The 22,083-nt window shown below is 43.8% G+C and carries 20 protein-coding genes; 3 read left to right on the forward strand and 17 right to left on the reverse strand.

Annotated features, from left to right (window positions below; all coding sequences use genetic code 11):
- Positions 1-141 precede the first annotated feature (141 nt).
- Both D1B31_RS21505 and D1B31_RS25085 read left to right on the forward strand, forming a co-directional pair.
- The gene (locus tag D1B31_RS21505; protein WP_240035380.1) at positions 142-1,155 is read left to right on the forward strand and encodes an AI-2E family transporter; all 1,014 of its coding nucleotides are present in this window, start codon (positions 142-144) and stop codon (positions 1,153-1,155) included.
- 107 nt (positions 1,156-1,262) lie between these two features.
- Positions 1,263-1,385, forward strand: coding sequence for a hypothetical protein (locus tag D1B31_RS25085; RefSeq protein ID WP_275670737.1), 123 nt, complete (start codon positions 1,263-1,265; stop codon positions 1,383-1,385).
- Here the strand turns inward: D1B31_RS25085 and D1B31_RS21510 are convergent.
- The 7 genes from D1B31_RS21510 to D1B31_RS21535 all read right to left on the reverse strand — a co-directional run bounded on the left by D1B31_RS21510 (position 1,374) and on the right by D1B31_RS21535 (position 8,344).
- Positions 1,374-2,756 (reverse strand): M28 family peptidase, encoded by a 1,383-nt coding sequence (locus D1B31_RS21510; protein ID WP_240035387.1) that lies wholly within the window; start codon positions 2,754-2,756, stop codon positions 1,374-1,376. The two genes, D1B31_RS25085 and D1B31_RS21510, sit on opposite strands and share 12 nt — an antisense overlap.
- A gap of 337 nt (positions 2,757-3,093) precedes the next feature.
- Positions 3,094-4,131, reverse strand: coding sequence for a DUF4179 domain-containing protein (locus D1B31_RS21515; protein ID WP_192894814.1), 1,038 nt, complete (start codon positions 4,129-4,131; stop codon positions 3,094-3,096).
- Complete coding sequence (locus D1B31_RS21520; RefSeq protein ID WP_118924348.1) at positions 4,121-4,651, reverse strand: RNA polymerase sigma factor; 531 nt, start codon at positions 4,649-4,651, stop codon at positions 4,121-4,123. Before D1B31_RS21520 ends, D1B31_RS21515 begins: the two co-directional genes overlap by 11 nt.
- A gap of 829 nt (positions 4,652-5,480) precedes the next feature.
- On the reverse strand, positions 5,481-5,903 hold the full coding sequence (locus tag D1B31_RS21525; RefSeq protein ID WP_118924350.1) for a VOC family protein: 423 nt from the start codon (positions 5,901-5,903) through the stop codon (positions 5,481-5,483).
- Positions 5,904-6,099: 196 nt separating this feature from the next.
- A complete protein-coding gene (locus D1B31_RS21530; protein WP_118924352.1) occupies positions 6,100-6,795 on the reverse strand; it encodes an Ntn hydrolase family protein in 696 nt (231 codons plus the stop codon).
- A gap of 212 nt (positions 6,796-7,007) precedes the next feature.
- Complete coding sequence (locus tag D1B31_RS24500; RefSeq protein WP_158587648.1) at positions 7,008-7,178, reverse strand: hypothetical protein; 171 nt, start codon at positions 7,176-7,178, stop codon at positions 7,008-7,010.
- Complete coding sequence (locus tag D1B31_RS21535; protein ID WP_118924354.1) at positions 7,178-8,344, reverse strand: DUF4062 domain-containing protein; 1,167 nt, start codon at positions 8,342-8,344, stop codon at positions 7,178-7,180. The genes D1B31_RS24500 and D1B31_RS21535 overlap by 1 nt, the downstream gene beginning before the upstream one ends.
- A 424-nt stretch (positions 8,345-8,768) precedes the next feature.
- Here D1B31_RS21535 and D1B31_RS24505 point away from each other — a divergent pair, with 424 nt between their 5' ends.
- Positions 8,769-8,909, forward strand: a complete 141-nt coding sequence (locus tag D1B31_RS24505) for a hypothetical protein (RefSeq protein ID WP_158587649.1) — start codon at positions 8,769-8,771, stop codon at positions 8,907-8,909.
- A 206-nt stretch (positions 8,910-9,115) separates the two neighbouring features.
- Here the strand turns inward: D1B31_RS24505 and D1B31_RS21540 are convergent, their stop codons facing one another.
- From D1B31_RS21540 to D1B31_RS21585, 10 genes are all read right to left on the reverse strand, one after another.
- Entirely contained in the window at positions 9,116-9,322 is a 207-nt protein-coding gene (locus D1B31_RS21540) for a hypothetical protein (protein ID WP_118924356.1), read from the reverse strand.
- A 52-nt stretch (positions 9,323-9,374) separates the two neighbouring features.
- Positions 9,375-9,752, reverse strand: a complete 378-nt coding sequence (locus D1B31_RS21545) for a hypothetical protein (RefSeq protein ID WP_118924358.1) — start codon at positions 9,750-9,752, stop codon at positions 9,375-9,377.
- A gap of 83 nt (positions 9,753-9,835) precedes the next feature.
- Positions 9,836-10,771 carry a hypothetical protein gene (locus D1B31_RS21550; protein WP_240035381.1) on the reverse strand — a complete coding sequence of 312 codons (936 nt, stop codon included), beginning with the start codon at positions 10,769-10,771 and terminating at the stop codon, positions 9,836-9,838.
- A 78-nt stretch (positions 10,772-10,849) separates the two neighbouring features.
- A complete protein-coding gene (locus D1B31_RS21555) occupies positions 10,850-12,334 on the reverse strand; it encodes an MBOAT family O-acyltransferase (protein ID WP_240035382.1) in 1,485 nt (494 codons plus the stop codon).
- A gap of 186 nt (positions 12,335-12,520) precedes the next feature.
- Positions 12,521-13,915 carry an AMP-binding protein gene (locus tag D1B31_RS21560; RefSeq protein WP_118924361.1) on the reverse strand — a complete coding sequence of 465 codons (1,395 nt, stop codon included), beginning with the start codon at positions 13,913-13,915 and terminating at the stop codon, positions 12,521-12,523.
- A complete protein-coding gene (locus tag D1B31_RS21565; RefSeq protein WP_240035383.1) occupies positions 13,908-14,159 on the reverse strand; it encodes an acyl carrier protein in 252 nt (83 codons plus the stop codon). The genes D1B31_RS21560 and D1B31_RS21565 overlap by 8 nt, the downstream gene beginning before the upstream one ends.
- A gap of 530 nt (positions 14,160-14,689) precedes the next feature.
- Positions 14,690-14,959: an excalibur calcium-binding domain-containing protein gene (locus tag D1B31_RS21570; protein ID WP_118924365.1), complete on the reverse strand. Its 270-nt coding sequence runs from the start codon at positions 14,957-14,959 to the stop codon at positions 14,690-14,692.
- A 370-nt stretch (positions 14,960-15,329) separates the two neighbouring features.
- Positions 15,330-17,141: an acyl-CoA dehydrogenase family protein gene (locus tag D1B31_RS21575; RefSeq protein ID WP_118924367.1), complete on the reverse strand. Its 1,812-nt coding sequence runs from the start codon at positions 17,139-17,141 to the stop codon at positions 15,330-15,332.
- Positions 17,142-17,657: 516 nt separating this feature from the next.
- Positions 17,658-18,833, reverse strand: coding sequence for an acetyl-CoA C-acetyltransferase (locus D1B31_RS21580; RefSeq protein ID WP_118924369.1), 1,176 nt, complete (start codon positions 18,831-18,833; stop codon positions 17,658-17,660).
- A 588-nt stretch (positions 18,834-19,421) separates the two neighbouring features.
- Entirely contained in the window at positions 19,422-21,788 is a 2,367-nt protein-coding gene (locus tag D1B31_RS21585) for a 3-hydroxyacyl-CoA dehydrogenase/enoyl-CoA hydratase family protein (protein ID WP_275670738.1), read from the reverse strand.
- Positions 21,789-22,083 lie beyond the last annotated feature (295 nt).

The raw sequence follows: 22,083 nt of genomic DNA on the forward strand, positions 1-22,083 counted from the left end.
CTGCCTCAATCGGTTGAAATAGTTTACTTATCTTCCAATTAGGAAATGAATAAAAAGAAACATTATAAACTTGTAATGGTTGCCGGAAAGGTTGATAATATACGTTATTGAGTAGGTTTTTGATTAAGGGGAAATGTTTAAGTGGAAGCGCTAGCTGAATTGTTTCGAAATAAGGGTATAAAACGAATTGTTATCTTTTCTTTAATGGTTTTATTCTTATACAGCGTACGGAGTATCATCAATTTAATTTTGTTAACGTTCATTTTTGCTTTTTTAATGGACCGGATTGTGGAGTTTACCGCTAGGCGGATTGCGATTAATCGACGCGTGCTCGTTTTAATTCTGTACACACTTATCGTCGGTTTATTAACATTTGGGCTTGTGAGATATTTACCGATTATTGCGGGTGAAATTAGTGAGCTTGTTAAACGGATCACATCGTTTTACACCCAGCCGCATGACAACGTGATAATAAATTATATTGAATCGATTCTTTCAAATAATCAAATTGCGGCCTATTTGGAAAATGGCGTATCCTTTTTGCTCAAATACTTTACCGGTATAAGTAAAACGAGTATTCAGGTATTAATTGCGTTGATTTTAAGTTTATTTTTCTTGCTGGAAAAACCACGGTTACAACAATTTACGCGTAAATTTAAGACGAGTAAAATTGCTCCATTTTATTATGAAATTGAGTTTTTTGGCAGAAAGTTCACAAGGACGTTTGGAAAAGTGATCGAGGCTCAATTTATTATTGCCATTGTCAATTGTGTATTGACTGTTATTTCTTTAGTCATCTTGGGCTTCCCGCAAATTTTTGGATTGGCGATTATGATTTTCTTCCTTGGACTGATTCCGGTTGCCGGGGTGATGATTTCACTCATTCCGCTTACTTTGATTGCCTATACCATTGGTGGCCTCATGAAAGTGGTTTATGTGTTGATTGCCATTACGATTATCCATGCGATTGAAGCCTATGTATTAAATCCTAAGCTGATGTCATCTAAAACGAATCTCCCGGTTTTTTTCACATTTATTGTCCTCATTTTTTCACAGCATTTCTTTGGGGTATGGGGGCTCATTCTCGGAATTCCCGTGTTCGTCTTCTTACTAGACGTGTTAGAGGTAACAAACAAACAATCGGTGAACCAGTAAACTTCCATACTCTTTTCACAGAAAAAAGCCGACTCTATTCGAATGTAGGAGTCGGCTTTTTTGTTGGGAAGCATTGGGACGGTTCTGCTGCTTCCTTCGGGACCCGAATGAAGCGCTGGAACCGTCCCCGTGCCTCACTTGGGCTTTCCGCGGTTGTTGCTGTGCAAGGCGCTTACGCGGTGGCCGGTTTTTCTTTTGCTAGAAGCGGGTTTGGCAGTTTATTTGTTTAGTGCCGGCACGTCTTTTCTGACAACGTCGAATAGTCCGGATCCGATGATGTCGAGGGCGGACTGCATGCGTTCGGCTGAGATGTTGTCAGCGATGGTGTCTTGTGGTGTGTGGTAGACTTTTTCGATATGGTAGACGAGCGGGCTCCAGCTGTCGATGCCCATCCAGATGAAGAGTGCTGCAGGGATGCCTGCGTTATGGAATGGGACGTGGTCACTGGATCCGAATGTGCCTGGCAGGATGTCGGAGTTGCCGAGTCGGGCTCCGGCAGCCATGACTGAGTCGGTAACGATATTGGTGCTGCCGTTTGGTGTCATAGCGTATAGGTTTTTCGCTTTGTCGTAGTTGGTAGCGACCATGTCAGCGTTAAAGACCCCTTCAATGTTGTCTCTTTCTGCTTGGGACAGCTGGTCCACATAGTATCTTGCGCCAAGGAGGCCACGCTCTTCCGATCCGAATGCGATGAATTTCATATCTTTATCGGTGTTGTAGCCTTTGAAGACGCGTGCCAGCTCGAGCATGAGGCCGACGCCGGAGGCATTGTCATTCGCGCCCGGTGCGCCTACGACGCTGTCATGATGCGCGCTGAGAATGACTTCCTTTGGATTTTCCACGTTGCCTTTTGCCGGCTTTGTGGCAATTACGTTGACAGATTGTAGGTTAGAGAAGCGCTCAGCTGTCAGGCTTACTGTGACTGGGCCTTTTGCGAGCTGTTCCTTCAGCCATTCACCTTGGATGTAGGCTGCGCCGAAGACCGGAACGTTGACTTGTCCTGTCAAGCTCGGGTTGAAGGCTTGGCCGTAGTTGCCGCGGCTGCCGACGAGGCTTTGCAGGATGACGCCAGCTGCGCCTTTACTGATCGCATTGTTGACTTGAGTGCGGTATGCTGCTGCTGAGCTTCCTTGTGGCATGACGACGATTTTGCCAGCGGTGTCTGTCGGGAAGTCGGCAAGGTTTGATCCGCCGTTGACGAAGATGACTTCGCCGGTAACAGCATCTTTACTAAGTTTTCCGTTTGGTGCCGCACCCATATCCCAGGAGGTGCCGTCATTGAAAGCGACGTTAGCTATGTACTGGTCGGCGACCGGGAAGTATTGGTACTCGACGTCGTAGCCATAGCTCTTCAGGACCCCTGCAATGTAGGCGGCGGATTTCCTCTCGCCTTCCAGGCCTCCGTTACGTGGCCCGATTTCTTCTGATAAGTACCTGATGTGCTCGATGGCGCGATTGGCATCGACGCGTGCGACGACTTTCTGGTCATGGGCCGCGGTAGATTTTCCGGCGCTTGCCTCAGGAGCCGCAAGCCCGGTCGCACCAAATAACATTGAAATGGCAAGAATCGGTGCTGCAACCTTTAACACTTTCTTCCTCAGAAACATGGAATCCTCCTCTTTTTTTTGCTAATGAGGCAGGGGACGGTTCCAGTGCCTCACTGTGTTGAGTAGCCGGTTTGGCGAGGAACTGAACTGTCGCTCATGATGATTAAGACCTGCTCCCATTAGCAAATTTTAATAGTTACATCTATATGATAGGATGTATAATCGGAAGTTAACAAGCTACTAAGTTACCAATATTCTAAATATTATATATTTTATGATGAGGCTTTTCTCCTATTGGTATGTTAAAAAGGATTAAATAGTAAATACGATAGGAATTTCCATATAAAAAATCCCGATTCAGTCTTGTAATGAATCGGGATTTGTTTATTTTCTATTTTTTAAGCAGTTCCACTTCGCCAATTCCCTCTACGATAAGTTTTAGCTTGACGGCGTTGTGATAAGAAGTGATTGGGAAGTTTGTTGAAATAATGGTTTCGTTATTCTTCTTATCCATACTAAAGCTATTATCTGCAGCAAAATCATTACCATTTTCATCGATGATTTTCATACGATGTGCAAAGGTATTTTCATTCTCATAGATACCTTCTACTGAAAATGTTAGATTTAATGATGTTGGATTTGCGCTGGCTTTTGAAACTTGGATGATAGATGCTTGATCCTGCGGTACATATTCAATAACCATATCTGACTTTTGCTTATCTTTGTTGGCTACTGTCAGGTCCCAGTTGCCATCAATTTTTTTGAGCTCCCCTGTTTCATAAAAGACATTGACACTTTCTACTTCTACCACTGCGCCTTGTAAATTAGGGATCACTCCATTATTGGAATTGAATAATACATCATACTGGATTCTCCCCGATTTTACATCCAATAGTGGATTTTGGTGTTCAGCGCCAGACATATATTTATTGTCACCTTTCAACGCCTTTGTATCTGGAACAAATTCCACGATGTATGTTCCATCACCATTTTTCAATCGATAATCCATCGAAATTTCTTTTGCATTAAGTAGGATTGAAGGATTCTCGAATACTAACTGAAAACTCATTCCTACTTTATTTGCGTCTGAAAAATGTCTATCGAGTGTGATCTTAATCGCTTGATCGGTAACCGTACTATTATTTTCCTGTGTAAAGCCTTTATTAACGGCGTGTTCAATGCCTTTATCGCCAAAGTTAAAGAATTCGTTAATACTAGCCATTACATTCGTATTTGTAAGGACAACGCCTGTTGCTAAAAGAGCGCAAGCAGCTGTAGCGACTCTTTTCCATATAATATTGACTTTTTTCTTTTTTGATTTTGTTCGAATCATATCATAGGATTGATCCAGAGCTTTCCTTACTGTGGCGGGTATTTCTACCTCTTCATTGATTATCTGACTAAACTCTTTTTCGAAGTCATTTTTCATAGATAATCGCTCCCTCATTTTTGTAATAGTTCGTTCTCAATATCGATTTAGCCCTAGAGAGTCTGGATTTAATCGTCCCTTCAGGCTCTTTTAAAAATTCACTAATTTCCCTACTATTCAACCCGACAATATAGTACAAAATAAGCGATAACCTGTAGACTTCATTTAAACTATTAAGCGCATCCTCTAATTCTATTTTTTCATATTCATCATTTTTCTTTTCGGGGAGTAAATGCTCGTTCATACCCACAATATTTTTATTTTTGTTAAGCCAGCTGTTGCATTTATTGATGAGGATTTTACAAATCCACGTATTAAAGTACTCATCGTTTTTTAGGGTATGTAATTTTTCATATGCCGAGATGATCGCATCCTGCATAGCATCTGCTACATCTTCGTCATTATTTAACATTCTACTGGCTGTCCGATACAATACATCCTCGTATTGCTTTACCAATGAAACAAACGCTTCTCCATCTCCCTTTTGTGCCTTTTTGACCAATGCTTTTAATGATCCCATTCCAAGCACCCCCTTACTAGTTATTTTGTTTTTCAATAGATTAGATAGGGCAGGGGTTCAATTGGTTGCATTGAGTGAAATGATTTTATAAATGTCTATGAAAATAAGCTGTTTGACAGACATCTGTGTCAAACAGCTTATACGAAGGAAAAACATTCTTACGTATATTAGAATGTACCATTTCCGTTATGTTATTTACCAGGGTTTTATTAATCGAAGGGACGGCTGTGCATTGCTCTTCGGTTAATAAACCGTCCTTTATCAACCGAAGGACCGCCTGCTCTTTACTCCTCGGGCTCTAAATTGGCCTTTATCGACCAAAGGTCCGGCTGGTCATTGCTCTTCGGGCTCTAAACTGGCCTTTATCGACCGAAGGGCCGCCTGCTCATTGCTCTTCGGGCTCTAAACCGGCCTTTATCGACCAAAGGGCCGGCTGGTCATTGCTCTTCGGTTAATAAACCGGCCTTTATTAATCGAAGGGACGGCTGTCTATTGCTGTTCGGTTAATAACCGTCCTTTATCAACCGAAGGACCGCCTGCTCTTTACTCCTCGGGCTCTAAATTGGCCTTTATCGACCAAAGGGCCGGCTGGTCATTGCTCTTCGGGCTCTAAACTGGCCTTTATCGACCGAAGGGCCGCCTGCTCATTGCTCTTCGGGCTCTAAACCGGCCTTTATCGACCGAAGGGCTGGGTAAATTATATACTAAGCGCTCCCAACAAGCATAATATGGAACTTCAGATGCTTATATCCTTGCCATACTAAACTTTTGCAAAAGGCTCTGTTAATTTTCAACCAACGTCACCGTTGAAGTTGAAAATTCCCTTACCTTATTCTGTAATTTCCCAAGCTGGATTCCACACTACTTCCCATACATGTCCGTCTGGGTCTTGGAAGTATCCTGAATATCCTCCCCAAAAGGTATCCTGTGGTGGGACGGTAATCGTTGCACCAGCCTTTCTTGCCAATTCCATCACCATGTCAACCTCTTTTTTACTCCCAACATTATGACCAATCGTAAATTCAGTTGGACTTGGTGGTGTCTGGTTGATACCTGAGTCATGTGCGATATCCTTACGGTTCCAAATTGCGAGTTTTAAAGAGGATTGTAAATCGAAAAAGGCAACAGCACCATGCTCGAACTCTTGTCCCACTATTCCTTGTGTGGGCAGCCCAAGTCCATCCCTGTAGAATTTCAAAGACCTTTCCAAATCATCTACACCCAATGTTATTACTGAAATTCGTGGTTTCATCGAGTACCTCCGAACTAATTTTAGTGTTTAGGAAGCTGTCGCCTCTAGCCAGTTACTTATAACGGATCTAAGCTTCTCTTCTTTGTCTTTGACGTCGTTCATGGATGAAAGTTTCACCAGGGCACCTATTCAACATATTGAACATTTAAACCTTATGAATGTAGGGAACCGTCCCCTGTCTCAGTTCTTGGCGGGTTTAGTTGTGGGTGGTTAGTTGTTTTTTTACGATGAAGGTGGTTTCGTTTGGTTTTAGGATCAGGGTGTCGATTGGGCCGCCGACTGTTGGGAATCTTGGTTCGAATCTGAGTTGGTCGATGGTTGCGCGTATGAGGTGCCTGGAGAAGTCGATGGCGTCTTGGAGGTTGAGCATCCCGAACAGTGGGAGGTGCTGCGGCTGGCTTAGTAGTCTGTTGACGATTTCTGTGTCGCCGCCTCTGATGATGCCATATTGGACTTCATTGCTGGCCGGGTCAGTGTTGATTCGTTCGCATTGGTTGTTTGGGACGTTGACTTGGAAAACGAACGGTTCATTGTGGTCGTAGCCGGCTACCAGGAACGAGACGGTCGGGATCGGTGAAAATGCGCGAAAGTACGCTAATAGTTGGGTGGCGAATTGCCCCGTGGTGCCAAGTGCGTTTTCCTGGTTTGCGTGTTCGAATTCTTTTATGTAGTGTTCGATTGGCAGGTCGTTGATGAGCGCACCGCCGAATGTGCCGACTCCGAATTTGTTAAAGACGCGAAAGATTTTGTTGGTTGCGTCGGATAGGACCAGGTTTGTTGTGTGGGTGACGCGATTTGGGACTTGTTGTGTGTTTTGCAGGGTGACGGTTGTGCGGCTGTCGCCGGATAGGACAATTCCGGTTGGTACGTATGTGCAGATGATGAGTGACATTGGCATGTTCCCCTTTTGGTCGTGGACCGTTTTTCTTTTAGTTTACTATAGTTGGTGGGGGATTTGTTGACGGGGTGGGAAAGTGGTAATTTGTTTGGTATATAGGATATTGATGAAATCTTGTCTGTGAAAGGTAGAAATAATAAAAAGGAGAGGCCATTTTAAAAATTGGGCTTCTCCTTTATTAATAATGATTAAATTTACCGGTTTAATTAACTGAACGCCCTCCGCCTTGGACTTTTCCCAAAGGCTTCTTGTAGCCGACGGTTCGTTTCGTCAAAACGCTTTGCTTTTTCTTCAATATACTTCTCAGCAGCCTTTTCGGATCCGGAGGCGACATGGATTATTTTGTCATCATCATTTCGAATCGATTGTGTTTTCATTATTTTATCCCCCCTAGTAATTTTATGGCAAAATTACGGAAAAGTGCTGGTTCTGTTTCCATTATATCACGCATGATATCTCCTTTGAAGCGCCTCATGGTTTCTTCTGTCCAAAATGAATCAACAGGGTAATGAAAGCAGATTACATAATTTCCTGATTGTATAGCGAGATAGAATTGTCGCTTTTCTTCACTATAAAACAGTTCTGGATTTTGGCTGTCAAAAGCCTTGACAACATACGAAGATTTATCCCCTAAATCATATGCTGCATTATCGTCACTTGCCATTCCTGAGGCAGCAACCAGTTGCAATTTTAGATCATTCTTTTTATAAAGTGTACTTCCGGAGCAGGATTCATATTCACCCAAAACTCTTTCGAAGACTGTACCCGGTTTAGTAAAAACGATACCACTTTTCAAATAACGTTGCAGATACTCCAAAAACATTCTTGGGTTTTGTAATTCCCCGTTTCTTAAGTACCCAATCATTTGCGACGTAAATTCTGCGTGTTTACGGTACGTGGGACCTTCAGCAATCTGTTCTTCAATTTCTGTTTTTAGGGCAAGGTATTTACTTCCTTGACGAAAAAGATCACTAAAGTAACGCTTAATGGTTTTTACTCCATCAACCCCTAATGATATTTGCTCCAGGTAATGTCCTTTTTGATAAATATCATATAGGAATCCCCAGATATATGAGTCAATACTTTCAGACTTTCCTGGGTAATTACTCCAAGCCTCCTCAGCAATATCCCGGTAGCTATCAGGTTCCATACCATGATGAGATTCTTTGTAAGCCTCAATTAACTCGGCTATCACCCAACGCAAGTCATTCCAAAATATACGATAAATTTCATCATGCACGAATACAATTATGTTTTTATTATTTTGATGTGCCTTTTGAAATTCAACATGAGTAACTGTGGCTTTATATCTATCGCTAAAATTACCTGCTTTATGTGAAATAAATAACAAAAAGATATCGCATCTTAATACATGTTCTATACAATTCCCAACTAAATTTTGGACAGGCCATGGACCGAAATCTTTTTCGTACATTTGTGGATGATGTTCCATTGCTCTTAACTCGGCATGTACACTTTCTCTCAACCAACCTAAACCTGATTCAGCCGCAGAGCTTATAAAAATCTTTGTTGGTTCAGCCATATCAACACCTCTTCGTTATTAATTGATACAACTGTATTCAACATATTTTTCCTTATACCTTCTACTCAGGTTAAATTGATTACTAATCATTCCCTTAGATGAATGGGTTTCGCGTGTTTCCCAATTTCACCAAAGCGAAACAATAGGTATAAATATGTTATAGAGTTGATGATTATAATGAAAGAGTTGCCTGTGGAGCAAATTGAGATGGTTAAAAGAATTTCCTTAACTCTCTCCAGCGTTTGTTTTTAAATTCGTTAGAAACGTTTCTTTCTCCTCAAGAGGCATTGAGTAAGGAAAGCTGGCTATTGAAATGAGCCATACATTGTCTTTGCAAACTGGTTATGGTCAGACTGGAGTTGTTACTGCCTATATTCCTGATAGATGATAAAATAAAGGTATCATCTTAAAAGGGGGCATCTTTTTGCAACACAATAAAAATAAGCCGGAATTAGATGAAATTTTGAGACCTTTATTCCTGTTAGGTTTAATACTTACGACAGGTTCAATTGCCTGGTGGCTTGCCCAAATTGCTGATTTACTTGAACTGATTGTGAATAAATAATATGAAGCGGGTGAAATGGCAATTAGCCTAACCCGCTTTTTCTTTATGTTTTAATAGAAAGCCTGGTTGCTGCATAAAAAAGTGGGGTTTTATGCACCTTCTTATCAATAAAATGAAAATAAGCGCTGATCCTTGTTACAGGGAAGCGCCCGATTGTTGAAGATATCTTCGCTACTTTTTCTTGGTTTAGTAACGCACCCTTTAGTTCAATAACTTAATGCTGCTACACTCATTATTGAGTAAATGATCAATATAAATGTAATTGTTATCCAAACCGTGTTTTTAGCAGTATTCTTACCTGTTTTTATTTTTTTTGTTAAACTCACACAATTTAATACAAAAACAATACAAATGATTGGCATTAAATTAAAAGCCACCCATTCCATCATTTTTAACCCTTCTTCAATACTCAAACGGCTTCATCCCCCATTTAAAAATACCATTCTTCAAAAATCTACCGTTCGTTCAATTAGACTGTACAAAACTTTGTTCGACCAGGTTTGGATCTAAAGCAACTAAATGCGGTTGCCAGCAATCTGATATTTCTACTCCGATTTCATGGTTATTCTGACAGACTAGGTTATTACCGTCACATCCATCTTTTCCGCAACAACCATTTAACCTTCGCCGGTCTCGATGATATTTACAATGAATTAGGTCTTTAATATTAATGATTATTCTATTTCTTATACGGGCGGGATAAACATCATCACTATTTATTATAAATAAACCTTGGGGAATGAAGTCTTCTCCAACTATATCCTGGTTTAATTTTGAATCATCCTCCAAAAACTTTAACTCATTTGAAATAACAGTCTTACAGGCTTTACAGAGTAATCTCATATGGATTCTCCCCTAACTGTTTAATTAACCGCCCCATTAGTCGCCAATAAACCATAACTCCTCTTCAAAGGTTAAAATATGGACTAACTTGGATCGCTCATTAAATAGCCCATTTTCTTGAGGTCCTCGTATACTATCCAAGAAAACATTTTCCTTCCCTCTCTGTTTAAATGATCGGGATCGATAAAATATTCTTTTTTGTTTACGAATCTTTGATCACTCATATAATTTAAAAATGGGACATCTAATTTAAGAGCTTTTAAGTACTGAAAAACAAGTCTATTCATTACTTCTTCATTGAAATATTCAAGATAAGATTGATGTACTGGCTCCATGGTTAATATTACTTGGTAGCCTTTCTCGCTACAATAATCTACTATCTCTCTTAACTGCTTTACATTTCGTTCAATGTTATTGTTTTCAACTGCTTCTTGGTACTGTTTTTCTATTTTCGTATACTTTCTTCCCGAATAATTTTTACCGTTATTTGCCCAAGGTTGATGAGAATTCCATTTAAAGTTTTTCAATTTACCCGCGAGCGCAGAATGAAATCTCTCACTATTTGTCCCAGGTAAGTACAAGTAACTATAATAATCAATTAAATTAAACGGTTCTATTTCGTTCCGATCCAGAACTTTATAATAATTTCCTATGTGCTTAGCCTCAGAATTGGCGAAAGTAATTTGAGAGATGGAAACGATAACGACACCACCAGGTTTAAGATACTTGCCATACTCTTTCAACAATTTAAAGTCGTACTGAATTGTCTGAGCAGGAAGCGCTAAGTCCAGATGGGACAAACCAGTAGGCTTAAAATAATAACCATACATTGAATGAGAAGCACCTAGATTGATGATATCAACAGGATATGGCTGTTTCTTAAATGCCAGAATCTCATGGTTTATATTGTAATCATAAGAATCCCTTACAAATTTATTTACTGGCATAAACAGCAGGATAACAACACTAATGATTATTGTTAACTTAATGAATAATCGTCCCATAGCAAATCCTTTCAATACAGTGTTTCTTTTACCAAAATTTCTGAATGGCTCAAATATGAAATGCAACCAAACTTCCCATGGATTTTATTTAGATTAAAAACCACCATAAACAAATTCATTACCCGATACACCGAATACAAGGACTGAAAGAATGAGTAATATATAAAATGCAAATCTAGTGGATATCGAGTGCTTCGATAGAAATTTCCATGTTGAAACATTGTTTCTTTCGATATACTGAAAAAGTTGTAGAATAATAAAGAACAAACTGAAAATCACCAAATCCAGCAGCGGAAAAATTTCAAATGCTTTAACAATTCCCAATGGGCTCCAGGAGCTAATTGATAAGAAAAGTTTTGCATTATCAAATGCTTGTGCTACGGAATCAGATCGAAAAAAAACTCTGGAAAAGCAAACTAGCAGGAAGGTTATTGCAATTTTCACCCATTTATGGAGCACTGGACTTTTATCCAATTGAATAAATGAAGCAATGTTTTGACGAAAAGATTTTGTAGCATCTCCAAACACGCGATAAAACCCATGAATCAAACCCCATAAAACAAAAGTCCAAGCGGCTCCGTGCCAAATGCCGCTTACTAAAAAAGTAATCACAATTGCTAAATATATTTCACTTCTCTTCTTTTTCCCCTTACATAACGGGAAAAAGATATAGTCCCTAAGCCATGTAGAGAGCGTTATATGCCATCTGCTCCAAAAATCTGCTATCGAAACTGCAAAGTGCGGCTGCTTAAAGTTTTCTGTCAAATTTATTCCTAGCATTCTTGCACAGCCGATGGCAATGTCACTGCATGCTGAAAAATCAGCGAACAATTGTATTGAGAATAGAATAGTAGCTAGTACGATTTGTGAACCAGTCGGGTTAGGACTATCGTAAACACTAGAAACTATTGGAGCCAGTCGATCGGCTATTAATGTCTTCTTAAAAAACCCCCATGCAATTCGCTTCATCCCATAGACCAAATTCTCATAACTTAAACTTTGTTCGGCTTTTAATTGTGGAAGCAATTTCTTGGCACGTTCAATCGGCCCAGCAACCAATTGCGGGAAAAATGCAAAATATACCGAAAAATAGCCGTAATGTCTTTCTGCTTTTTGCTTTCCATAGTATATATCCACAAGGTAACTTACTGCCTGAAATGTATAAAACGAAATGGCTAATGGCAGGACAATCTCTTGGTATGGTATGGTATATTTCCAATCAATGAATTTTGCCATCGCCCGAAGCGAGTCATTTACAAAATTAAAATATTTAAACCAACCGAGAAAAAACAGCAAAACGAAAATACCAACCAGCATGACTTTTTTCTTCTGTTTTTTTGTCTCCTGTTTTTCAATTATAATTCCAGTAAAATAAGTAAAAGCTGTGCTAGTAAGTAGTAACGGTATAAATTGTATACTTAAGGTAGCGTAAAAAACGTAACCCGCTACTAATAAAAGGATCCATCTCAATCGATGTGGGATTAAATAATTAATAAAGACGATTATTGCCAAAAATAGGAGAAACTCAATTGATATAAAAGTCATCCAATCACCTGATAATAAATAAATTGAATCCAAAAATTAACCAAAAGTTGTCCAAGCTGCATGAAACCCTGAAAATTGTCGACTAACGCTTAAGAACTAGTAAACTTACTAATGTGGATACACCTTACTTCAATGTTTTACTTGGAAGGTGGCAAATCTCAGTATCTAGGGGTTTGCCATGTGTATCACATTTCCTGTTACTGTTCAGGTGATGATAGGTTATCCGTATTTTAGCAACTCTGAATAGAGGATTTTTCCAAAATGGTTACGTGGGATTTCCTCGATTCTCACAATCTTAAAGCCCTTTAAGTTTAATTTTTCCTTGATAATTTTTTTAATCTGAACATAATCATCTTTTAATGTGTAAATAACCATTTGGTCATCCGTTCCAGCACAGATGCAATCATGACCATGTTCATTTAAAAATGCTTCTACTTCATCAAGGCTGATACGATTCCCATAAACTTTAATCATTCTTTTGATTCGGCCAGCTATAAAAAAATATCCATCCTCATCAAAGTAAGCCATATCTCCTGTACGCAAAATCCCGTTATTCTCGTCTTTTTTCGAAAGATCGAATAACGAATCAGCATACCCCAGAGAAACATTTGGCCCTTTGTATATCAATTCGCCTATAACATTAGGCGCTGCAATTTTCTTGCCTTTGTCATCTTGCAGAATCAGTTCTCCACCTGGAATGGCAATACCGATACTTCCGGCTTTTTCAAGATTTTTTTCATATGGTAAATAGGTCATCCGCGCTGTAGCTTCAGTTTGACCGTACATGGTAAAAAACTGAATCCCTTTCTGATTACATACTTTAGCAAATTTGCGTGATAGAGTTTCGCTTAATTTCCCACCTGCTTGGGTTAGTTTTTTTAAACTTGGAAGATTAAACTCTTCAAACTTCAGCCTATCCAGCATCTCATACACGAAAGGAACTCCTCCAAAGGTTGTTGCTCGTTGCTCCTTACATAAGTCCCAAAACTCCTTTTTCATGATAGATGCATCCGTTGCAATTATCGTCGCCCCGCATATGAAATGACTATTAATGATAGAAAGACCATAGGAGTAATTCATTGGAAGTGTTGTTATAGGTTTATCGTCTGCATTGATGTCAAGGTACTTTGCTATTGATTCAGCGTTTTTGAAAATATTTTCATAACTTAAACGAACAAATTTGGGGCTCCCAGTACTTCCAGAGGTTGTTAAAAGAAGCGCAAGATGTTCATGAAGATTATGTTGGAAATATGTCGGACATCTAAATAAAGTGTAATCCCCAAATACAAATGAACAATCCATTACCTTTAATAGATCTTGATTTTCACTACTCGCCCAGATGTATGCAGGTTTATAAAGGTTAACCAATCTGCGCAACCGATCAATATGGATGGATGCATCCAAAAGCACAGGTACAACGCCGCCTCTAATAAAGCCCACGTAGCCAAATAAAGACTCTTTATTATTTGAACATAAACAAAAAACGAGCGTTCTTTCACCTACACTACCGCAGATCGCATCAGCTATTTCTATCATTTCAGAGTAAGAATAGTTTCGTTCAGCATATACGGCGGTACGGTTCCCAAACTCCTCCAAATTTTTGAACCTATTCATTAATAAAGTCTACTCCCAACCGTTTCAATAGCTCAATTCCCGACAGGTAAGAATTGAACTCGGTAATCCATTCGGAATCTAATGTGACATCAAAAACATCCTCCATCTCAGAAATGAGTCCCATATGTCCAATTGAATCCCATTCTGGTGTTGATCCAAGTGCTAAATCTTCACATACATCTTCTTCCTCCAAATCCAGGATATTGATAAATGCATTCCTATATTTTTCAATATTTCTCATCATTTACACCCTTTCAATCATTAATCATCTTGAAGATGCTGCACCTGAACTTTATATTCCATTGATAATAATAATCATTTTCAATTGCAATTCTAGCATATCGGTATTCAAAAAATCAACAACTCACGTAGACTGTTAAAAGAGGACATTTACCTCGTCTAAGTCACGTATTTTTTCTGTTTATTTTTCTCGTCATCAAGTGTTAAGTTCCACTTTCAACAAACTGAACGGCCCCCCAACAAAGCAAATTCGTGTTAATCTTGATTTCTCCCAGGACATTAAACAGATAAAAAGCGCCCAATCCCTTTTGCAGTAAGGGTTTAGGCGCTTTTTAATAAGTAACATAAATATCCAATTACTTGGCGGTTTTGACTATCTTTTATATATGGCGGTTTTTTTAATCGCTTTATATCAATAAAAATGAGTGACAAATTACCGTACAATTTGTCACTCATTTTACTATCCATTTTCCAATGTTTGCGGTAGGTAACGGAAATCTGTTAGATTACGAGGCTCTACATTCAACCATCAACTTATCTTTCACACGCGATTCCGTCTTTGTCGCGATCCTTGCTTCTATTGGCGTCATAAAGTGCTTTTGAAACAAAAGGCTTGTACTTTGTCTTGCCACCTTTATTTTTTACTTTGGAAGACTTGGCGATGCCGCCTTTATAAACCTTGTTGATTTCTGTACAGTTTTTGTAGACCTTTGGTTTTGCAGCTGCTTCAGTTTTGTTCGCATATCCAAATGATAATCCAATGACTAGGCCAGCAGATATAATAACCGAAAGAATCTTTTTCATTCGGGTGACCTCCTTTAGAATATTATGGTTCCCATAATAACCCAGTAGAAGGGCTTGCACAATAAAAAATTATCGCAAAAAATTACAAAATTAGACGATTGAGTGTCTCAAGAGCTCAGGCAGAATGTTTTTTGGGAGTGCTTTGCTGGAGTGAGATTTTTTCGGCTGATGTCTGTGTTTTGGTTTCTTCGCTTTTTCGAGGAAAGCTGTCCTGGTTTGTGCGTCGAGGGTCTTTGTTTATGGGGGTTGTTGTTGTGGTGCTGGTGCGGTTTGTCCGGGGGTTGTGGTGGTGGCGGGGATTGGGTTGGGTGGCGTTGAAAAAGGCATCCGGGTGGCGGATGCCTTTTATTTTGCCATGATGGTCTTGGTCTTAGACGACGTATTTCTCTGCGTCGATTAGGCGGTTGGCGGCTTGGCGTTTGAGTGCGATGACGTTTGTTGGTGTGTGCCGGGTGAATTTTCTTAGTGCTGATATGAGCATTCTCAGGGCGTCACCTTCTTCGGTGGCGACGAGTGTTTCTTTGGCGTGCTGTTCGATTTCGTTGAAGGCTTCCTGGCAGAAGATCTGGGTGTAGAGGAGCTTCTGCTGGGATTTTTCGAGGCCGGCTTTGTTGATGGCTTTTTCGGTTCTCAGGACAACGGATTCCATGGCGTATGCGTTCGAGATGATGTCGGCGATGTTGACGAGGATTTCCTGTTCCTGCTCGAGCGCTTTGCCGAATTTCTGGGCGGCGAGTCCGGCGGCGAGGAGACCGATTTTCTTGGCGTTTTTGACGAGATGTTTTTCCTGGGCGAGCGGTTCGTCGCCTGGCTCCTCTGGCATCATCATCATGAGCTCTTCCTGTAGCTGCTGGGCTTTCTGGAACAGCGGCAGCTCGCCTTTCATCGCCTTCCTTATATAGGTGCCAGGGACGAGCAGGCGGTTGATTTCGTTCGTGCCCTCGAAAATGCGGTTGATGCGCGAGTCGCGGTAGGCGCGCTCGATTTCGTATTCGGCCATGTAGCCGTATCCGCCGTGAATCTGGACGCCTTCGTCGACGACGTAGTCGAGTGTTTCGGTTCCGAAGACTTTGTTGAGTGAGCATTCGATGGCGTATTCGGCGATTGACTTTGCGACTTCGAGGCCGTCTTTGGCTTCCTCTTCGGTGAGGCGTCCCATCCGGTCTTCGAACAGGCCGACGGTTCGGTAGACGGAGCTTTCGGCTGCGTAGAGTTTCGCGGCCATTGTTGCGAATTTTTCCTTTGTCAGGTTGAATTGCGAGATTGGCGTCTTGAACTGTTGGCGCTGGTTGGCGTACTGGACGGTGATTTCAAAGGCGCGCTTGGCTCCGCCGACGACGCCGACGCCGAGTTTGTAGCGGCCGATGTTCAGGATGTTGAAGGCGATGATGTGGCCGCGGCCGGCTTCGCCTAGCAGGTTTTCTTTCGGGACTTGGGCGTCCTCGAGGATGAGTGTCCTGGTTGAGGAGCCTTTGATGCCGAGTTTCTTTTCTTCCGGGCCTACTGAGACGCCCGGGTAGGTGCGTTCAACGATGAAGGCGGAGAACTGCTCGCCGTCGATTTTTGCATAGACGATGAAGACGTCTGCAAAAGCTGAGTTGGTGATCCATTGCTTTTCGCCGTTCAGGACGTAATGGGTGCCTTCGGCGTTCAGTTTGGCGGTTGTTTTCGCGCCGAGTGCGTCTGATCCGGAGCCTGGCTCGGTCAGGGCGTAGGCGGCTAGTTTTTCACCGGTTGCGAGGTCTGGGAGGTATTTTTGTTTTTGTTGCTCGTTGCCGAATAGGACGATTGGCAGCGAGCCGATGCCGACGTGGGCGCCGTGTGAGATCGAGAAGCCACCGGCGCGGGCCATTTTTTCGGCGATGAGCGCGGAGCTGACTTTGTCGAGTGCGAGGCCGCCGTATTCCTCTGGGACGTCGGCTCCTAAGAGGCCGAGTTCGCCGGCTTGTTTCAGGAGTTTTACCGAGCGGTCGAATTCGTGGTTTTCGATGTGCTCGATTTGCGGCATGACTTCTTTTTCAATGTATTCCTCGGTTGTTTTCGCGATCATTTTGTGCTCGTCGGTGAAGTCTTCGGGCGTGAAGACGCGGGCAGCTGGGATGTCTTCAATTAGGAAGCTTCCGCCTTTGATGGGTTGGGTTTGAGTTTGGGTTGGGTCGAGTTGAGGTTGGTGCTGGGTCATTGCGATTCCTCCGTTTCGGGTTTGGGTTGAGTGAATGCATACCTGGTTCTGTTTTACGCGGGGGGATAGGCTGAGTGGACAGCGTTTCTCCCCCGCGACTGGGTATCCTTTTGGGCTAACAGTAAGATTGAGTTGGCAGATAAACAAAGCTGGTTTTTCGAGTTTGGTGAAAGAGGCAGCGGAACCGTCCCGGTGCTTCTTCGACTTCCGAATGATGCAACAGGACCGTCCCGGTGCTTCATTTGGCGCATTAACTGTTAGATTTGGCGCATAAAGGCCGGGATTTCGCGCATAACATGTAAGATTTGGCGCATAAAACTTTGCCGGTGGGCTTTGTTCGTTAACGAACCCCTTTATCAGCGTTCAGGATGCTGCTTTTAAAGCCGTCCTTTCATTAACGAGATGTTTTTTATTCTTTTTTGATGCGATTCTTGTTTTTTTCCGTTGAATGAAGCAGTGGAACCGTCCCGGTGCTTCTTTCGACTCCCGAATGAAGCAGTAGAACCGTCCCCTGCCTCACAGCAGTTCGAATACGCCTGCGGCTCCCATTCCGCCGCCAATGCACATGGTGACGACGCCGAATTGTTGGTTGCGTCGTTTGAGTTCGTGGATGAGTGATAGTGTTAGTTTGGTGCCGGTGCAGCCGAGCGGGTGGCCGAGTGCGATGGCGCCGCCGTTGACGTTGACTTTGTCTTCATCCAAGCCGAGTTCGCGGATGACCTGGATCGCTTGGGATGCGAATGCTTCGTTGAGCTCGAATAGCGAGATGTCGCTAAGTTCGAGTCCCGCGAGCTTGAGTGCCTTCGGGATGGCTACGACCGGGCCGACGCCCATGATTTCCGGCGGGACGCCTCCAACGGCGAAGGACCGGAATTTTGCCAGTGGCTTCAGGCCGAGTGACTCGGCTTTTTCGCGATCCATGACCATGACTGCGGCTGCGCCGTCACTTGTCTGCGAGGCGTTTCCGGCTGTGACGGTCCCATTGACGGAGAAGGCCGGGCGCAGTTTTGCCAGTGTTTCGACGTTTGTGCCTGGTCTTACTCCTTCGTCATTGGTGAACTGGAATGTTCTTTCTTTTAGTTTGTTGTCACTGCCGACTGAGCGGACGGTGACATCGACGGGGACGATTTCGTCCTTGAATTTGCCTTCCTTGATGGCGCGTTCGGCCCGCTCATGGCTGCGGACGGCGAATTCGTCCTGGTCCTGGCGGGTGACGCCGAATTTCTCAGCGACTTTTTCCGCGGTGTGGCCCATGCTCATGTAATATTGCGGGGCCGTTTCGGCGAGCCTGGCATTCGGTCGGGTGACGTGGCCCATCATCGGTACCATGCTCATCGATTCCGCTCCGCCGGCGAGTATCGTGTCGGCCTGGCCAAGCATGATTCGTTCGGCAGCGTAAGCGATTGACTGCAGGCCGCTTGAGCAGTATCGGTTGATAGTAATGGCTGGGACTTCGTACGGGAGTCCGGCCAGGCCGGCGATGTTGCGGGCCATGTTCAGGCCTTGTTCCGCTTCTGGCATCGCGCAGCCGATGATGACATCATCTATGTTTCCTTCGTAGTTGCCGGCCCGTCTCAAGGTTTCCTTGATGACGAGCGCGCCGAGGTCGTCGGGGCGAACTTGGGCGAGTGAGCCTTTTTTCGCCTTTCCGACCGGGGTGCGGGCTCCGGCAACGATGACCGCTTCTCTCATTGGGTTTCCCTCTCTTTCTGTCTAGGGTTTTTGGATTCTGGTGTTCTAGTAACCTAGAGTGTATTTTAGAAATTGTTGCGACTTATCTGTAATTGAGTTTTGTTTATCCGTGTGATTTTTGGTTTTATTCATGTAAATTTTGTTTTATCCGTGTGATTTTCAATATATCCGTATTTGGCAGTTGGTGAATGAACTGCCGGTTATATTGAAAGCCGAGCTTCGAAGCTTAATAGAGTGAACGAACTGCCAGCCACTTTTGAAAGCTAAGCTCCGAAGCCTAAACCAGTGAGGTTCTGTAACTTCTTTCGACTCTCGAATGAAGCAGTGGAACCGTCCCCGTGCCTCACTGGATGGTGCATATCGTCAAATATTTGGTTCATTAATCGAAGAAAGGAGTACATATTGTCACAAATAAGGTTCATTTCGTCACATTTACGGTATATATTGTCACAATTCTAAAACGCGTTTCTGCATTCCGGAACCATCTCCCCGTTTCTTTCGACTCCCGAATGAAGCAGTAGAACCGTCCCCGTGCTTCTTTCGACTCTCGAATGAAGCAGTGGAACCGTCCCCGTGCCTCACCCTGCCTCAGTTCCTAAGCGGCTTGCCCTTTAGGAGCATGTGTTGCATTCTTTGTTGTGATTTGGGTTCGGCGAGGAGGCTGAGGAAGGCTTCTCGCTCGAGGTCGAGCAGGTATTGTTCGTCTACTTCGGTGCCGTATGGGAGTTTGCCGCCGGCTAGGACGTAGGCGAGTTTTTTTGCGATTTTCATGTCGTGTTCGGAGATGTAGCCGGATAGCTTCATCGCTTCTGCTCCGAGTAACAACGCGGCATATCCGGTTTCGCCGACGACCGGGATCTTCTTCCGGGCTGGCGGTTTGTAGCCTTGTTCGCTTAAGCTTAGGACGGCTTGTTTCGCGTCATAGAGCTGGTGGTCGCTGTTGACGGAGACGCCGTCGGCCCGGTACAGGAAGTTGAGTTCGCGTGCTTCGTCGCCGGATGTTGAGACTTTTGCCATGGCGATGGTTTCGAATACTTTGGCTGCGACTTTCATTAGGTCGAATTCGACGCCTTTCGGGAGGGCGTTCAGGTGCCGGATGTAGAGCTCCTTGTTGCCTCCGCCGCCCGGGATGAGGCCGACACCGACTTCGACGAGGCCCATGTACGTTTCCATGTTTGCTTGGATGTGGGCGCATGGCAGGCACACTTCGGTTCCGCCGCCGAGTGTCATCTGGAACGGCGCGGCGACAACCGGTTTGGCCGAGTACTTGATTTTCATCATCGTGTTCTGGAACTGGCGGACGACCATGTCGAGGTCGAAGAAGTTGTCGTCCTGGGCTTCCATCAGAATCATCGCAAGGTTCGCGCCAACGCAGAAGTTTTTGCCCTGGTTGCCGATGACGAGTCCTTTGTAGTTCTTTTCGACTTCATCGATGGCAAAATTGATCATCTGCAGGATGTCTGGCCCTATTGCGTTGCTTTGCGAATGGAACTCAAGCAGCGCGACACCGTCTCCGATGTCGATCAGGCTTGCGCCGGAGTTCTTTTTGATGACGCCTTTTTCTTTTTTAAGTAGCTTTAGGTCGATGACTTTCTGGTTCACTTCGAGCGGCTTGTATTCGCCGTTGTGATAATACGTGTTTTCACTGTAGAAGGAGCTGTGTCCTTCGGCGAGCATGTCGGTGACCCACTGCGGAACCTCGTCGCCTTGTTCCTTCATTTTATTGACGGCGCGTTCAACGCCGATTGCATCCCACGTTTCAAATGGTCCCTGCTCCCAGCCGAAGCCCCATTTCATCGCGCGGTCGATGGACGGGATGTCGTCGGCAATTTTGCCAAGAAGCTCTGCCGAATAACGCAGAACCGGGCTCAGAATATTCCAGAGCAGCGTGCCGGCTCGGTCATCCTCGGCATATACAAGCGCTTTCAATTTATTCGCCTTGCCTTTTTCCTGTTTGGCAAGTTCGGTTGCCGATGTTTTTAGTCTTTGCCTTGGGCTGTACTCAAGTGTTTCCGGGTTCAGCTCGAGAATATCTTTATCTTCTTTTTTATAAAAGCCTTGGCCGGATTTGCTGCCGAGCCAGCCTTTTTCAAGCATCGCTTTCATGACTAGCGGAACGTCGAACACGTCTTTTTCAGTGCCTTCCGCCTGGTCGTAGACGTTTTTTGCCACATGGACGAACGTATCGAGACCGACAACGTCGAGTGTCCGGAATGTTGCGGACTTCGGACGGCCGATGAGCGGACCTGTAATCGAGTCGACTTCTCCGACTGAGTAGCTGCCCTTCAGCATTTCTCTCAGCGTGACGAGCAGGCCGAATGTGCCGATGCGGTTCGCGATGAAGTTCGGTGTATCTTTTGCCACGACGACGCCCTTGCCGAGTACGTCCTCACTGAACGTTTTCATGAACTGAAGGACTTCCGGGTCGGTGTGCTGTGTCGGGATGAGTTCGAGCAGTTTCAGGTATCGCGGCGGGTTGAAGAAATGTGTGCCGAGGAAGTGTTTCTGGAAATCCTCGGAGCGGCCTTCCGCCATCGCTTCGACCGAGATGCCGGAAGTGTTCGAGCTGACGATGCTGCCCGGTTTCCGGTGCTGGTCGACTTTCTGGAATACTTGTTTCTTGATGTCGAGGTTCTCGGTGACGACTTCGATGATCCAGTCGGCTTCCTTTAGGCGATGCAAATCGTCCTCAAGGTTGCCAGCTTCAATGAGCTGCAGGTTTTCTTTGACGGTGAGCGGCGCCGGCTTCTGCTTGAGCAGTTTCTGGAGCGACTCGGTGGCAATCCGGTTGCGGACTTGCTTGTCTTCGAGTGTGAGTCCTTTCGCTTGTTCGGCTTTGTTTGGCTCGCGTGGCACGATGTCGAGCACGAGAGTCGGGATGCCGATGTTGGCAAGATGAGCGGCAATGCCTGAACCCATCACCCCCGATCCGAGGACAGCGGCTCTTTTGATCAAGTGTTTTTGATGCGCCTTTTGCTGCTGCGATTGCGCGTTGTTTTGCGCATGAATTTGAGGTTGAATCACATGTGTCTCCCCCTTCGACAAAATTTGAATGAATACTCATTCATTTTTTCGGCAAAAAAATATGGAATGAAGTTTGAGGCCATTTTTGCAAAAAATCCTGGCCCCCAAAAAAGGCATCTCGCCCCTCTTCCACAAAACACCATGGAAATAAATGAGCCCCGTTACCTCTAATAATAAAATATTTAGAAAATTGGTGCAACATTTAAGTTATCAGCAATGTCTTCCA

The sequence above is a fragment of the Neobacillus notoginsengisoli genome, from assembly GCF_003515685.1.
In the GTDB taxonomy this organism is placed as follows: Bacteria; Bacillota; Bacilli; order Bacillales; family Cytobacillaceae; genus Bacillus_D; species Bacillus_D notoginsengisoli.

Excerpts from the sequence above, each read along its gene's own strand:
- D1B31_RS21560 (WP_118924361.1), bottom strand. The coding sequence starts at position 13,915 with ATGAATAGGTTCAAAAATTTGGAGGAGTTTGGGAACCGTACCGCCGTA.
- D1B31_RS21515 (WP_192894814.1), bottom strand. The coding sequence starts at position 4,131 with ATGAAAAATGACTTCGAAAAAGAGTTTAGTCAGATAATCAATGAAGAG.
- D1B31_RS21530 (WP_118924352.1), bottom strand. The coding sequence starts at position 6,795 with ATGTCACTCATCATCTGCACATACGTACCAACCGGAATTGTCCTATCC.
- D1B31_RS21565 (WP_240035383.1), bottom strand. The coding sequence starts at position 14,159 with ATGATGAGAAATATTGAAAAATATAGGAATGCATTTATCAATATCCTG.
- D1B31_RS24500 (WP_158587648.1), bottom strand. The coding sequence starts at position 7,178 with ATGAAAACACAATCGATTCGAAATGATGATGACAAAATAATCCATGTC.
- D1B31_RS21520 (WP_118924348.1), bottom strand. The coding sequence starts at position 4,651 with ATGGGATCATTAAAAGCATTGGTCAAAAAGGCACAAAAGGGAGATGGA.
- D1B31_RS21570 (WP_118924365.1), bottom strand. The coding sequence starts at position 14,959 with ATGAAAAAGATTCTTTCGGTTATTATATCTGCTGGCCTAGTCATTGGA.
- D1B31_RS21545 (WP_118924358.1), bottom strand. The coding sequence starts at position 9,752 with ATGAGATTACTCTGTAAAGCCTGTAAGACTGTTATTTCAAATGAGTTA.
- D1B31_RS21580 (WP_118924369.1), bottom strand. The coding sequence starts at position 18,833 with ATGAGAGAAGCGGTCATCGTTGCCGGAGCCCGCACCCCGGTCGGAAAG.
- D1B31_RS25085 (WP_275670737.1), top strand. The coding sequence starts at position 1,263 with ATGAAGCGCTGGAACCGTCCCCGTGCCTCACTTGGGCTTTCCGCGGTT.
- D1B31_RS21575 (WP_118924367.1), bottom strand. The coding sequence starts at position 17,141 with ATGACCCAGCACCAACCTCAACTCGACCCAACCCAAACTCAAACCCAA.
- D1B31_RS21535 (WP_118924354.1), bottom strand. The coding sequence starts at position 8,344 with ATGGCTGAACCAACAAAGATTTTTATAAGCTCTGCGGCTGAATCAGGT.
- D1B31_RS21525 (WP_118924350.1), bottom strand. The coding sequence starts at position 5,903 with ATGAAACCACGAATTTCAGTAATAACATTGGGTGTAGATGATTTGGAA.